This window comes from Amycolatopsis sp. NPDC043885, assembly GCF_056435685.1.
Genome location: NZ_JBWKEA010000019.1, coordinates 1 through 12,466, shown reverse-complemented (window position 1 = coordinate 12,466; position 12,466 = coordinate 1). Strand labels below are relative to the sequence as shown.

The window sequence follows — 12,466 nt, the reverse complement described above, 5'->3', positions numbered from 1 at the left end:
ATGACCAGGCGTTTCGGGTGAGGGAGGAGGGGAACCTGCATGTCGGAAACGGTTGAACGCGATCGGGGCGAGCTGGGCGCGCCTCCCGCGGCGAAGGACAGCACCGCCCGGCCGCTGCGTGCCTGGCAGCGGCGTGCGCTGACGAAGTACCTCACGAAGAAACCGCAGGACTTCCTGGCCGTCGCGACGCCGGGCGCGGGCAAGACGGTGTTCGGTCTCCGGATCGCCGCCGAGCTGCTGAGCGACCGGACCGTCGAGCGGATCACCATCGTCGCGCCGACGGAACACCTGAAGCACCAGTGGGCCGCCTCGGCCGCGGCCGCCGGTATCGCGATCGACTCGAACTTCCGCAACGGCACCGGCGTCACCTCGCGTGACTACCAAGGTGTAGCGGTGACCTACGCGCAGGTCGCCGCGCATCCGACGCTGCACCGTGTGCGCACCGAGAACCGCAAGACCCTGGTCATCCTGGACGAGATCCACCACGGTGGTGACGCGAAGTCCTGGGGTGACGCGGTCCGGGAGGCGTTCACGCCCGCCGTCCGCCGTCTCGCGCTGACCGGGACGCCGTTCCGCAGCGACGACTCGCCGATCCCGTTCGTCACCTACGAACCCGACGGCTCGGGTTTCCAGCGCAGCAAGGCCGACCACTCCTACGGTTACGCCGACGCGCTCGCCGACGGCGTGGTGCGGCCGGTCGTCTTCCTCGCCTACTCCGGCGAGGCCTCCTGGCGCACGAGCGCGGGGGAGGAGTTCACCGCGCGGCTCGGCGAGCCGCTGACCGCGGAACAGAACGCGCGGGCCTGGCGCACGGCGCTCGACCCGGCGGGCGAGTGGATCCCGTCGGTGCTGCAGGCCGCCGACACACGCCTCACGCAGCTTCGCGCCAACGGCATCCCGGACGCGGGCGGTCTGGTGATCGCCACCGACCAGGACTCCGCGCGCGCCTACGCCAAGATCCTGCAGCGCATCTCCGGCCAGAACCCGACGGTCGTCCTCTCCGACGACCCCAAGGCGTCCGGCCGGATCAAGGAGTTCTCCGATTCGACCGACCGCTGGCTGGTCGCGGTCCGGATGGTGTCCGAAGGCGTCGACGTGCCGCGGCTGGCGGTCGGCGTCTACGCCACGAGCGCGTCGACCCCGCTGTTCTTCGCGCAGGCCATCGGCCGGTACGTGCGTTCGCGCAAGCCCGGCGAGACGGCTTCGGTGTTCCTGCCGAGTGTGCCGGTGCTGCTGGAACTGGCCAGTGAGCTGGAGGCGCAGCGCGACCACGTCCTCGGCAAGCCGCACCGTGAGAAGGAGGGCTGGGACGACGAGCTCCTGGCCCAGGCCAACCGCACCGAGGACGAGCCGGGCGAGGAGGAGAAGGCGTTCACCTCGCTGGGCGCCTCCGCCGAGCTCGACCAGGTCATCTACGACGGCAACTCCTTCGGCACCGCGGTGTTCTCCGGTTCCGACGAGGAGCAGGAGTACCTCGGCCTGCCGGGGCTGCTCGAACCGGACCAGGTCCGCGCCCTGCTGCGGAAGCGGCAGGAGGAGCAGCTCTCCGACGAGAAGCGGCGCAAGCCCAAGGCCGAGGAAGCCGCGCCGATCGCGCGGCCGCAGTCGGTCAGCGAGCGGCTCGGCAGCCTGCGCAAGGAGCTGAACGCCCTGGTGGGCGTGCACCACCACCGGACGAAGAAGCCGCACGGCGCGATCCACAACGAACTGCGCCGGGTCTGCGGCGGGCCGCCGACCGCGATGGCCTCGGTGGAGCAACTCGAAGAGCGGATCGTCACGCTGCGTTCCTGGTAGTAGTCCCGTAGCAAGCGCTATGAAAGGTCCTTTCCTTGCAAAATTTGCAAGGAAAGGACCTTTCATAGCGTTCGGGGCAGAGAACCCGAGCCGCTCCGATCACGCTGGGTGAGTGGTGGCGGTCACACCGTCAGCGCACCTAGACTTCATACGTCTTGCTACGGCCACGTTGCCAAACCGTGTCCATTTGATGAGGCTTAATCGATTCAGCCGTCTTCCGCGAAACCCGTTCGGCGGCATATGTTGTCGCCCACAACATATGCGCGATGGTGCGACCGGTCCCTCGGGATCGCCGCCCGCGAGCAAGATCCGGAAGGAACGAGGATGCGCAGCAGAACCCTTACCCTCCTCGCCGCGACGGTGGGCGCCGGCCTGGTGCTCTCCGCCTGTGGTGCCAACACCGCAGACTCGGGCAGCGGCAACTCCTCGCAGTCCGCCCCCGCCCCGGGCGGCGCCGCCGCCGGCGGCAAGGTCGGCGTCATCCTGCCGGAGACCGCCACTTCGGCGCGCTGGGAGTCCTTCGACAAGCCGTTCCTGACCAAGGCGCTCAAGGACGCGGGCTTCGACGCCGACGTCCAGAACGCCCAGGGCGACGTCCAGAAGTTCACCACGCTGGCCGACGGCATGATCGCGCAGAACGTCAAGGTCCTGATCATCGCCGCCATCAACGGCGAGGTCGGCGCGGCGGTCGCCCGCAAGGCGCAGGCCGCGGGCATCCCGACGATCGACTACGACCGCCTCAACCTCGGCGGCAGCTCCGACTACTACGTCTCGTTCGACAACGAGAAGGTCGGCCAGCTGCAGGGCCAGGGCCTCGCCGACGCGTTGAAGGACAAGAAGGGCGCCGAGGTCGTCATGATCGAGGGTGCCCCGACCGACAACAACGCGACGCTGTTCGCCAACGGCCAGAAGTCCGTGCTGCAGCCGAAGTTCGCCAGCGGCGACCTGAAGCTCGTGCGGGAACAGGCCATCGACAACTGGGACAACCAGAAGGGCGGCCAGACCTTCGAGCAGATCCTGACCGACAACAAGGGCAGGGTCGACGGCGTCGTCGCCGCGAACGACGGTCTCGCCGGCGCGGTCATCACCGTGCTGAAGAAGAACGGCCTCAACGGCAAGGTCCCGGTCACCGGCCAGGACGCCACCGCGGACGGCCTCATGGCGATCCTGCGCGGTGACCAGTACATGACCGTCTTCAAGCCGATCAAGGAAGAGGCCGAAGCCGCGGCGAAGCTCGCCGTGCTGCTGGCCAAGGGCGACAAGGCGGGTGCCGACGCGCTGGCCACCGGCAAGGCGAAGGACCCGAAGGGCAACCGCGAGGTCAAGTCCGTGCTCCTCGAGCCGAAGATGACCACCAAGGACGGTGTCAAGGAGGTCGTGACGCAGGGCTACGTCAAGGCGGCCGAGATCTGCGGCGGCGACCTGGCCGCGGCGTGCACGCAGCTCGGTATCTCCTGACCCGTTCAATCCAGACGACCGGGCCGGTGCGTTCTCCCGACAGCGCGCACCGGCCCGGTACCCAGCCGGGAGAACCCCCATGAGTGAACCCATCCTCGAACTGAAGCAGCTGAACAAGAGCTTCGGGCCGGTCCACGTCCTCCACGACGTGGACTTCAACGTGCGCGCCGGCGAGGTCACCGCGCTGGTCGGCGACAACGGTGCCGGCAAGTCCACTTTGGTCAAGTCGATCGCCGGGATCCACGGCTACGACTCGGGAACGGTGACGTTCCAGGGCAAGCAGGTGAACATCCACGGCCCGCGTGACGCCGCGGATCTGGGGATCGAGGTCGTCTACCAGGACCTCGCGCTGGCCGAGAACCTCGACATCGTGCAGAACATGTTCCTCGGCCGCGAACGCGGCAGCAAATGGCTGCTCGACGAGGCCAGCATGGAGAAGGCCGCCCGCGAGACGCTCGCGTCGCTGTCGGTCCGCACCGTGAAATCGGTCCGTACGCCCGTTTCGGCCCTCTCCGGCGGGCAGCGGCAGACCGTCGCGATCGCCAAATCCGTCCTGTGGGACTCGAAGGTCGTCCTCCTCGACGAGCCGACCGCCGCGCTCGGTGTCGCGCAGACCCGCCAGGTGCTCGACCTCGTCCGCCGCCTCGCCGAACAAGGTCTCGGCGTCGTGCTGATCAGCCACAACATGGCCGACGTCTTCGAGGTCGCCGACCGTATCGCGGTGCTCTACCTCGGCCGTCTCGTCGCCGAGGTGCACACCAAGGACGTCACCCACGGCCAGGTCGTGGAACTGATCACCGCCGGTCGCTCCGGCGACCTCGGCCTTGCCCGCCCCGAAGCCGCCGTCCTCTGATCCGAGGCGAGAAAGAACCGGAAATGACTGAGACACCTGCAAAGCCCGCCTCGCCGGAGGGGGGCAAGCCGGCGGCCGCCGCGCTCAACCCGTCGGCGGCCATCACGGACTTCGGCATCGACACGACATCGATGTCGACACGCGAGGCCGTCGGCGACTACCTCTCCCGGCTCAAGGCGGGACAGCTGGGGTCGCTCCCGGCGCTGCTCGGCCTGCTCGTGCTGGTGATCGTGTTCGCCTCGCTGTCGGACACCTTCCTGACGATGAACAACATCGCGAACCTGATGGCCCAAGGCGCAGGCAAGGCGATCATCGCGATGGGCATCGTGTTCGTGCTGCTGCTCGGCGAGATCGACCTTTCCGCGGGCACCGCGTCCGGGGTCACCGCCGCGGTGCTGGCGATGCACTACGTGCGCAACGGAAACCTGTTGGGCGGCATGGGGAACGGCGTGTTCATCGCGTTCCTCGTGGTACTCGCGATCGCCGCGTTGCTCGGTGTGGTCCTGCGGATCTGGGCGGGTGTCGGATTCGCCGTGCTCGCCATCGCGCTCGTGCTCTCGGGAACCGCGGCGAACCCGTGGATCGAGATGCTGCTCGCGATCAGCGTCGGTGGCGCGATCGGTGTCCTCACCGGTTTCCTCGTCTCCAAGATCGGGATGCCCTCGTTCGTGGTGACGCTGGCGCTCTTCCTGGCCTGGCAAGGGGTCATCCTCCAGTTCATCGGTGAGGGCGGCACGCTCGGCATCAGCACCTCGGACGTGCTGTTCAAGGTCGCCAACGGCAATCTGTCCACTGTGGGCAGCTGGGTCCTCTTCCTGATCGCCGCGGGCGGGTTCGCCGCGGTGACACTGGGACAGCACTTCTCGCGGCTCAAACGCGGCCTGGTCACGCAGCCGACGCCGATGGTGCTGTTCAAGGTCGGCGCTATCGCCGTGGTCGCCGCGATCGCGACCTATCTGCTGACGCTGAACCGCGCGCCGAACCCGAACATCGTCATCTCCGGTGTCCCGTACGTCGTGCCGATCGTGCTCGGCCTGCTGGTGCTCGGCACGTACGTGCTCAACCGCACCCAGTACGGCCGTCACATCTACGCCGTCGGCGGCAACCGCGAGGCGGCCCGCCGCGCCGGTATCAACGTCGAGAAGATCCGCGCTTCGGTGTTCGTCATCTGCTCGGCGGTGGCGGCGGTCGGCGCGATCGTCTACTCGTCGAAGGTCGGTTCGGTCGACCCGCAGGCCGGTGGCCTCAACACGCTGCTGTTCGCGGTCGGCGCCGCCGTCATCGGTGGCACGTCGCTGTTCGGCGGCAAGGGCCGGGTCGTCGACGCGGTGATCGGTGGCCTCGTGCTGGCGGTCGTGGAGAACGCGCTCGGCCTGCTGAAGCAGTCGGCGGCGGTGGTCAACATCGTCACCGGTCTGGTGCTGCTTCTCGCGGCCACGGTCGACGCGCTGTCCCGGCGCCGCGCGGCTGCGTCGCCGCGCTGAGTCCGCATGGAATGATGAAGCCCGTGACCAGCACACCCGTTGCACGACCAGACGAGGTGCGCAGGCACAACCGCACGACCTTGCTCCGGTTGCTGCACGTCAGCGGCCCGAGCACCAGGGCGACCCTCGCCACCGAGCTGGGGCTCAACCGCAGCACCATCAAGACCCTCGTCGACGGCCTCGCGGAAGCGGGTGTCGTCGAGGAGCGGGTCCCGAGGCCGGGTCGAGGGGCGGGCCGCCCCTCGCTCCTGGTCCTGCCGCAGCCGCACGCGGCGGTGGTGCTCGCGGTCGACCTCCAGGTCGAACACGTGGCGATCGCGCTGGTCGGGTTCGGCGGCCAGATCCTCGGGCGCAACAGCTGGAACCTCCACGGCCGGACGCGGGAAGCCGACGAGGTGATCACGCACGTGATCGAGTCGACCACCGTGCTGGCGGGCGACCTCGGTGTGCAGCCGATCGCCGCGGGGGTGTCCGTGCCCGGCGTCGTCCGCCGGGCCGACGGGCACGTCCACGAAGCGCCCAACCTGCGCTGGACGGATGTGGCGCTGGGGGAACGGCTCGGCGGTGTGCTGCGCATCCCCGTCCTGGTCGGCAATGACGCCGAACTCGGCGCCATCGCCGAACACCTGCGCGGCGCCGCGCGGGGCTCTTCCGACGCCGTGTACGTCTCCGCCGACGTCGGTGTCGGGGGAGGGATCATCGCGGACGGTTCGTCGCTGCGCGGCGGCGCGGGCTACGTCGGCGAGATCGGGCACATGGCGATCCGGCCGGGCGGCCGTCCCTGCTACTGCGGATCCAGCGGCTGCTGGGAGACCGAGGTCGGCGAGGCGGCGTTGTGCCGCGCGCTCGACCTGCCGGAGGACACCCCGCGCGGGGCGATCCTGTTCGAACTGCGCGAACTGGGCCGGGATCCGCACGCGGCCGAGGAGCGGCTGTCGGAGTTCGCGGAATGGCTGACGCTGGGCCTGGTGAACGTGGTCAACCTGCTCGGCCCGCAGTTGGTCGTGCTCGGCGACCTGCTCACCGTGCTGCCCGACTCGGTCGTGAAGTCGGTGGCGGCCGAGGTCCGGCGGCGGAGCCTGGTCAGCCGGGCCGTGGGCGGGACGCAGATCGTGAGCTCCGCGCTCGGGGCGGACGTGAAGCTGCTGGGTGCCGCCGAAGCCGCCTTCGAGATGATCCTGGACACCGTCTAGCTCGCATTTAGTCCTCTGGATGCGGTAGTTGCACACGCAAGGACCGCATCCAGAGGACTAAATGCGTTCTTGCGCGAGGCCGGACAGCAGGGCCACCAGGGCAGCGAGGGACTTCTCCTTGGCGGCGGCGGGGTCTTCAGCGTGCGCGATCATCAGCGCCGCCTCCGCGCAGGCGCTCAGCGCCAGCTGCGCCAGTTCCGGGATCGGCGCGTCGATCAGCAGCCCGTCTGCCGCGGCGGCCTCCAGGATCTCCGTGATCAGGCCCAGCCCGTACCGGCTCTCCAGCTCCCGCCATTCCTGCCAGCCGAGGACGGAGACGGCGTCCGTGAGCGCGATCCGCACCACTTCGGGCCGCAGGCACAGGTCCAGGAACCGGCTCAGCACGCCGAGCGCCCCCGCCCACGGGTCGTCCGTGGCGCGCAGGACGGTCTTCAGTTCCTCGGTGATCTCCGTTTCGATCTGCTCGATCACGGCACGGAACAGGCCCTGTTTGTCCCCGAAGTGGTGGTACAGCGCGCCGCGGGTGACGCCCGCCGCCTGGACGATCTCGTCGGCGGGCACGGCGGCGTAACCCTGTTCGGCGAACAGCGTCCGCGCCGCCGCGATCAACGCGGCCCGCGTCGAGTGCGATCGTTCGGTCTGGCTACGTCGTGGCGTGGGCACGCAGGAATTCCACCATCATGCCGCTCAGCCGCTCCGGCTGGTCCTCCGGCACGAAGGCGTAGGAGTCCTCGATCGTCTTCAGTTCGGCGTTCGGCAGGACCCCGGCGAGTTTGCGGCCCAGCCACAGCGGGAAATGCCGGTCTTCGGGCGCCCAGGCCAGCAGCACCGGCTTGGTGAACGCGGGCAGCCGCTCGGCGGCGGTCAGCGTGTACCGGTTGTCGATGCTCGCGGTGAACCGGCGCAGATCGTCGCGGATCTCCGCGCTCCGGCGGCTGGGCAGGAGGTACGCGTCGAGGATATGGTCCGGGACCGGGTGTTTGGCCAGCCAGAGGAAGTCCGTCGTCTTCAGCAGCCACCGCGAGCGCAGCGCCAGGATCATCAGCCCGACGCCGCCGGGAATCCGGGCCAGCGGGCTCAGCCCCGCGAACAGCGGCGGCAGGAAGCGCTCGTAGGAGTCCGACGGGGTCAGCACGACCCGGCCCACCCGTTCCGGGTCCGTGGTCATGAGCAGTTGCGTGAGCGCGCCGCCGGTGTCGTTCGCGACCACGGTGACGTCGGCCAGGTCGAGCACTTCGAGGAACCGCGCGATGAGCGCGGCGACCCCGGGCGGGCTCAGATCGGCGTTCGGGACCGGGATCTCGTGCGACCCCAGCGGCCAGTCCGGCGTGAGGCAGCGGAAGCCGGCGTCGGCGACCGCCGGGGCCACCTTGCGCCAGAGCAGGCCGTTGGTCAGCAGTCCGTGCACGAAGACCACGGGAGGGCCTTCGCCGCGGTCGCGGTAGCGGATGCGGGCGCCGCCGAGGTCTGCCTCGTGCACCTCGCCGAGAAGGTCGCTGGTCGTCATGGCAATAAACATACGTTCTGTCTGTATGTTTTTGAAGCGTAAAAAAGGGCGGCCGGCTCTCTCCCTGGGGAGTAGCCGGCCGCCGGTGGTCGTGGACTGGTGGGCTACCGCTGAATGTCCGCGGACATTTCCTTGAGCTTCGTTTCGTGTGCGCGGGCGTGGTGACCACAGAAGAGCAACTCGCCACCGGTGCTGAGAATGGCTCGAACCTGGGCTGCAGCTCCACACCGGTCGCATCGGTCGGCAGCGGTCAGTTCGGGGCGGGTGAGCGTCGGTGAAGTCATTGGAGTCTCCCTCCGTCCCGGCACCGGTGGCCCGGTGCCATCGATCCAGCTACGACCACTTCGGCACTGATGCCGGCAACGTTCGTTCCCGGCCCCGCCGTGTTCGTGCTTCCACTCTTCCAGACGTTTGGCGACCCGCAAGTGTTCCCGTGCGGGTGTCTCATTTGTCACTGGTAATTACCTCGGATGCCGTAGCGTAATCACGCAACGTGGGAGACGACTCCCCGTGGAACCGTCTTTTCCCACGTCAGGCACCATGCGAGGGTGGGTATCGCAGTCGTCCGGAACCGTCTTCCGAGCGTGCCGTCGCCGGTCTTGTTCGTTCTCAGCGGAATTTCCATGTACGCCGGTGCGGCCATCGCCGTAGGTCTCTTTTCGGTCGCCTCCCCCGCGGGGGTGGCCTGGCTCCGCTGTCTCGGGGCGGCGGTGGTCCTCCTGGCGTGGCGCAGGCCACCCCGCTCGGCGTGGACCGGGCGCGCGTTCCTGCTCGCGGGCGCCTTCGGCATCGTCACCGCCGGGATGAACGTGCTCTTCTACGAGGCGATCGCGCGGCTGCCCCTCGGCACCGCGGTCGCCCTCGAGTTCGCCGGGCCCGTGGTGGTGGCGGCGTTCGGTTCGCGCACGCGCCGTGACGTCTTCGCGCTGCTGCTGGTGGCGGCCGGGGTGGTCGCCATCGCGGACGTCCGGCTCGAAGGCAGCCTGCTCGGCGTGCTGTTCGCGCTCGGCGCTGCGGCCGCCTGGGCCGGGTACATCCTGCTCGGGAAGCGGGTCGCGGTCGGCGGGAACGGGATCGACGGGCTGGCCGTCGGGTTCGCCGTGGGCACCGTGGTGCTGTCGCCGCTGGCGCTCGGCACCGGCGCGGTATGGGGTTCGCCACGTTTGCTGCTGCTCGGCATCGGGGTCGGGGTGCTTTCGACCGTCGTGCCGTACGCGCTCGACCAAGTGGTCCTGCGCAAGGCCGGGCGGGCGCGGTTCGCGCTGCTGCTCGCGTTGCTGCCGGTCACGGCGGGACTGGTCGGCTTTCTGTGGCTCCGGCAGGTCCCGACCCTGCCCGAGGCGATCGGCACCCTGGCCGTCGTCGCCGGGGTCGCGCTGCGGTCGCCGGGCAAACGTGATGGCCCGGCGCCTCCCTGAGCGGGATACTGACCAGCCTGTGGCGTTGCGAACACCGGGAGGACACGTGGCCGAGATCCGGCGGGCAGTCACCGTCGAGGAGGTCGTCGCCGCTCAGCATCTGTTCGACGGGCCCGCGCAACGGGACGCGTCCGAGAAGTTCCTGGCGGGGGCGGAGAACCATCTCCTGATCGCCTACGAAGACGGCGAACCCGCGGGGATGATCACCGGCACCGAGGTGACGCATCCGGACAAGGGCACCGAGATGTTCCTCAACGAACTCGACGTCAGCCCGGACTACCAACGGCGCGGCATCGGCCGCGACCTCGTCGACGCGCTGGCCGGGATCGCGCGGGAGCGTGGTTGCCGGGGGATGTGGGTCGGGGTCGAAACGGACAACAAGGCCGCGCTGGCGACCTACGCTTCGGCCGGGGCGTCGAACGACGGGCCGTTCGTCATGCGGTCGTGGACGTTCGAAGACTGATGTCCTCCGGAATCGACGGCGACCGGACGGGGCTGTCCGGGCGGCGCTGGCTGCCCGGCGGCGAGCACCTCGTCGCCGTCGCGCGGGCCGAACTGCCGCAGAAGGACGGGCTCGCCGGGCCGTTCACGGCGCTGGCCGCCCTGCGCGCTGCGGGGTTCGACGTCGCGGGACAGGACGAGGTCGCGGCGCTGTCCGGCACCACGACCGAAGGCCTGTCCCGGGCGATCGGGGCGCTGTCGGGCGGACGGCTCGCCGCCGTGTCCGCCAGCGGGAACTGGGCACCGCAGTCGTTGTTCATGCTCCTGGCCGCGCTGTGGCATCTGCCGCGCGTCGCGTTGATCGCGGAGGTCGACCCGGCCGAATTCGGCGCGCACGACACCCCGGCGCGAGCGCTGCTCGACTACCTCGACACGGGGATCCCGCCGCTGTGGTCGTCCCGCTGGCGCCCGTCCGCCGCTCACCACGTGCTGGCGACCGGCATGCGGATCGGTGCCGAAGGAACCCTGGTGTCCATTATGGACGGTTATCCGTCCTTGGGGGACAACGGATTGCACGACCAGCCGGTGGAATGGGTGGCCGCGGCGCTGAAACGGATGCTGGTCGTGGTGGACGACGGCGACGCCGAGGCCGCCGTCGCCGCGATCACGACGGCCGGTCTGTGGAGCTGATCTCGTCCTTCGCGAACCGGGAATGCGTGCGTCCGTAGAAAACGTAGATCAGCAGGCCGAGCAGCAGCCACGCGGCGAACCGCAGCCAGGTCATCACGTCCAGGTTCAGCATCAGGTAGAAACACGCCAGCGCCGCCACGATGGGCAGGTAGGGCGAAAACGGCACGGTGAACGGGCGTTCCAGGTCCGGACGGCGTTTCCGCAGCACCGGGACGGCCACCGCGACGATGATCATCGCCGACAACGCGCCGATGCTGACCATATCGGCGAGTTCGGAGATCGGCACGAACGCGGCCAGCGCCGCGATCAGCACCGCGCCGGCGATGGTCATCCGGTGCGGGGTGCCCCAGCGCGGATGCACCGTGCCGAACTTTTTCGGCAGCAGGCCGTCGCGGCCCATCGCGAACCCGATTCGGCCGATCGTCACCAGTTCCACCATCATCACCGACGTCAGCCCGGTGACCGCGCCGAGCGAGATCAGCGCGCCCACCCAGTGCTGCCCGACGCGGTCGAAGGCGTCGGCGAGCGGGGCGCCCGCGTCGATCTCGGTGAAGGGCACCATCCCGGTCAGCACCAGCGAGACCCCGATGTAGAGCAGCGCGCAGACGCCGAGCGCGCCGAGGATGCCGACGCGCAGATCGCGTTTCGGGTTCACAGTCTCCTCGCCGAGGTTGGCGAGTGCCTCGAAACCGGTGTAGGCGAAGAAGACGACGGCGGCGGCCGTCACCATCCCGGCGACCCCGTAGACGGACTGTTCGAGCCCGAGCACGGCTTGCACGATCGGCTGATGCAGGGGCCCGGCCATCTCCGTCGGCGCCTGGGCGGGCGGGATGAACGGGGTGAGGTTCTCGCCGCGGACGTAGAACACGCCGACCGCGAGGATCAGCACGCAGACCGCGACCTTGACCAGCACGAGCAGATTCGTCACCCGCGCCGACTCCTTGATCCCGAGGACGGCGATCACGGTCAGCACGGCGATGATCGCGACCGCGCCTATGTTCACCTTCGCGTCTTCGCCGAACCACTCGGGGGAGAGCCCCATCAGATTCGCGAGATAGCCGGACCAGCCACGCGACACGACGGCCGCGCCGAGGGCGAATTCGAGCAGAAGATCCCAGCCGATGATCCAGGCGAAGGTCTCGCCGAGGGTCGCGAAGGCGTAGGTGTAGGCGCTTCCCGCCGTCGGCACGCTGGACGCGAGCTCGGCGTAACAGAGCGCGGCCATCCCGGCCACGACGGCACCGAGCACGAACGACAACGTAACCGACGGGCCCGCGTGGGACTTCGCCTCGACCCCGGCGAGGGTGAAGATCCCGGTGCCGATGATGATGCCGACCCCGAACCCGATGAGATCGCGCCCGTGCAGCCGGCGTTTCAGCTCACCCGAGTCCTGCCGTTTCAGGACCGCGTCCACGTCCAGAGTTCGCCGCATGAAGGGTCACGCTAGAAGATCACCGTCCACCTCGCAGATCGGTGGGTCCAGGTGGTCGTGGGTGGGGGGTTTGGGTTTTCCCCCCACCCCCCCCCCCCCCCCACCCCCCCCCCACCACAACACCAACCCCTTTTCTTTCCCTCCCTCTTCCTACCGCAATCCCCCCCAATCTCTCTCCTACCACACCCTCCGCTTC

Annotated in this window: 12 protein-coding genes; 8 read left to right on the top strand and 4 right to left on the bottom strand. The window is 69.2% G+C overall.

Annotated elements, in window-relative coordinates; translation table 11 throughout:
- The first annotated feature begins 39 nt into the window (after positions 1 to 39).
- From AC069I_RS36155 to AC069I_RS36135, 5 genes are all read left to right on the top strand, one after another.
- A complete protein-coding gene (locus AC069I_RS36155) occupies positions 40 to 1,794 on the top strand; it encodes a DEAD/DEAH box helicase (protein WP_478233730.1) in 1,755 nt (584 codons plus the stop codon).
- 324 nt (positions 1,795 to 2,118) lie between these two features.
- Entirely contained in the window at positions 2,119 to 3,252 is a 1,134-nt protein-coding gene (locus AC069I_RS36150; RefSeq protein WP_192745403.1) for a sugar ABC transporter substrate-binding protein, read from the top strand.
- 79 nt (positions 3,253 to 3,331) lie between these two features.
- On the top strand, positions 3,332 to 4,105 hold the full coding sequence (locus AC069I_RS36145; protein WP_005164482.1) for an ATP-binding cassette domain-containing protein: 774 nt from the start codon (positions 3,332 to 3,334) through the stop codon (positions 4,103 to 4,105).
- 23 nt (positions 4,106 to 4,128) lie between these two features.
- Complete coding sequence (locus tag AC069I_RS36140) at positions 4,129 to 5,589, top strand: sugar ABC transporter permease (protein ID WP_478267395.1); 1,461 nt, start codon at positions 4,129 to 4,131, stop codon at positions 5,587 to 5,589.
- Positions 5,590 to 5,600: 11 nt separating this feature from the next.
- A complete protein-coding gene (locus AC069I_RS36135; protein WP_051972592.1) occupies positions 5,601 to 6,782 on the top strand; it encodes an ROK family transcriptional regulator in 1,182 nt (393 codons plus the stop codon).
- Positions 6,783 to 6,839: 57 nt separating this feature from the next.
- Here the strand turns inward: AC069I_RS36135 and AC069I_RS36130 are convergent, their stop codons facing one another.
- The 3 genes from AC069I_RS36130 to AC069I_RS36120 form a co-directional block, all read right to left on the bottom strand.
- A complete protein-coding gene (locus AC069I_RS36130; RefSeq protein ID WP_478227807.1) occupies positions 6,840 to 7,445 on the bottom strand; it encodes a TetR/AcrR family transcriptional regulator in 606 nt (201 codons plus the stop codon).
- Positions 7,426 to 8,289: an alpha/beta fold hydrolase gene (locus AC069I_RS36125; RefSeq protein ID WP_478227808.1), complete on the bottom strand. Its 864-nt coding sequence runs from the start codon at positions 8,287 to 8,289 to the stop codon at positions 7,426 to 7,428. Before AC069I_RS36125 ends, AC069I_RS36130 begins: the two co-directional genes overlap by 20 nt.
- Before the next feature lie 104 nt (positions 8,290 to 8,393).
- Positions 8,394 to 8,573: a DUF7455 domain-containing protein gene (locus AC069I_RS36120; protein WP_016332937.1), complete on the bottom strand. Its 180-nt coding sequence runs from the start codon at positions 8,571 to 8,573 to the stop codon at positions 8,394 to 8,396.
- Positions 8,574 to 8,912: 339 nt separating this feature from the next.
- Here AC069I_RS36120 and AC069I_RS36115 point away from each other — a divergent pair, with 339 nt between their 5' ends.
- From AC069I_RS36115 to AC069I_RS36105, 3 genes are read left to right on the top strand one after another with little or no spacing between them, the layout of a single operon-like run.
- Positions 8,913 to 9,707, top strand: a complete 795-nt coding sequence (locus AC069I_RS36115) for an EamA family transporter (protein ID WP_478227925.1) — start codon at positions 8,913 to 8,915, stop codon at positions 9,705 to 9,707.
- 46 nt (positions 9,708 to 9,753) lie between these two features.
- Positions 9,754 to 10,170 carry a GNAT family N-acetyltransferase gene (locus tag AC069I_RS36110; protein ID WP_478227809.1) on the top strand — a complete coding sequence of 139 codons (417 nt, stop codon included), beginning with the start codon at positions 9,754 to 9,756 and terminating at the stop codon, positions 10,168 to 10,170.
- Complete coding sequence (locus tag AC069I_RS36105) at positions 10,170 to 10,838, top strand: DUF6885 family protein (protein ID WP_340688464.1); 669 nt, start codon at positions 10,170 to 10,172, stop codon at positions 10,836 to 10,838. The genes AC069I_RS36110 and AC069I_RS36105 overlap by 1 nt, the downstream gene beginning before the upstream one ends.
- Here the strand turns inward: AC069I_RS36105 and AC069I_RS36100 are convergent.
- Positions 10,813 to 12,252 (bottom strand): APC family permease, encoded by a 1,440-nt coding sequence (locus tag AC069I_RS36100; protein ID WP_478227926.1) that lies wholly within the window; start codon positions 12,250 to 12,252, stop codon positions 10,813 to 10,815. The genes AC069I_RS36105 and AC069I_RS36100 overlap by 26 nt on opposite strands.
- Positions 12,253 to 12,466: the final 214 nt, after the last annotated feature.

What these genes read in the sequence shown, in the direction of transcription:
- AC069I_RS36140 (WP_478267395.1), top strand. Translation starts at nt 4,129, where the DNA reads ATGACTGAGACACCTGCAAAGCCCGCCTCGCCGGAGGGGGGCAAGCCG.
- AC069I_RS36135 (WP_051972592.1), top strand. Translation starts at nt 5,601, where the DNA reads ATGATGAAGCCCGTGACCAGCACACCCGTTGCACGACCAGACGAGGTG.
- AC069I_RS36150 (WP_192745403.1), top strand. Translation starts at nt 2,119, where the DNA reads ATGCGCAGCAGAACCCTTACCCTCCTCGCCGCGACGGTGGGCGCCGGC.
- AC069I_RS36155 (WP_478233730.1), top strand. Translation starts at nt 40, where the DNA reads ATGTCGGAAACGGTTGAACGCGATCGGGGCGAGCTGGGCGCGCCTCCC.
- AC069I_RS36115 (WP_478227925.1), top strand. Translation starts at nt 8,913, where the DNA reads ATGTACGCCGGTGCGGCCATCGCCGTAGGTCTCTTTTCGGTCGCCTCC.
- AC069I_RS36105 (WP_340688464.1), top strand. Translation starts at nt 10,170, where the DNA reads ATGTCCTCCGGAATCGACGGCGACCGGACGGGGCTGTCCGGGCGGCGC.
- AC069I_RS36125 (WP_478227808.1), bottom strand. Translation starts at nt 8,289, where the DNA reads ATGACGACCAGCGACCTTCTCGGCGAGGTGCACGAGGCAGACCTCGGC.
- AC069I_RS36145 (WP_005164482.1), top strand. Translation starts at nt 3,332, where the DNA reads ATGAGTGAACCCATCCTCGAACTGAAGCAGCTGAACAAGAGCTTCGGG.
- AC069I_RS36120 (WP_016332937.1), bottom strand. Translation starts at nt 8,573, where the DNA reads ATGACTTCACCGACGCTCACCCGCCCCGAACTGACCGCTGCCGACCGA.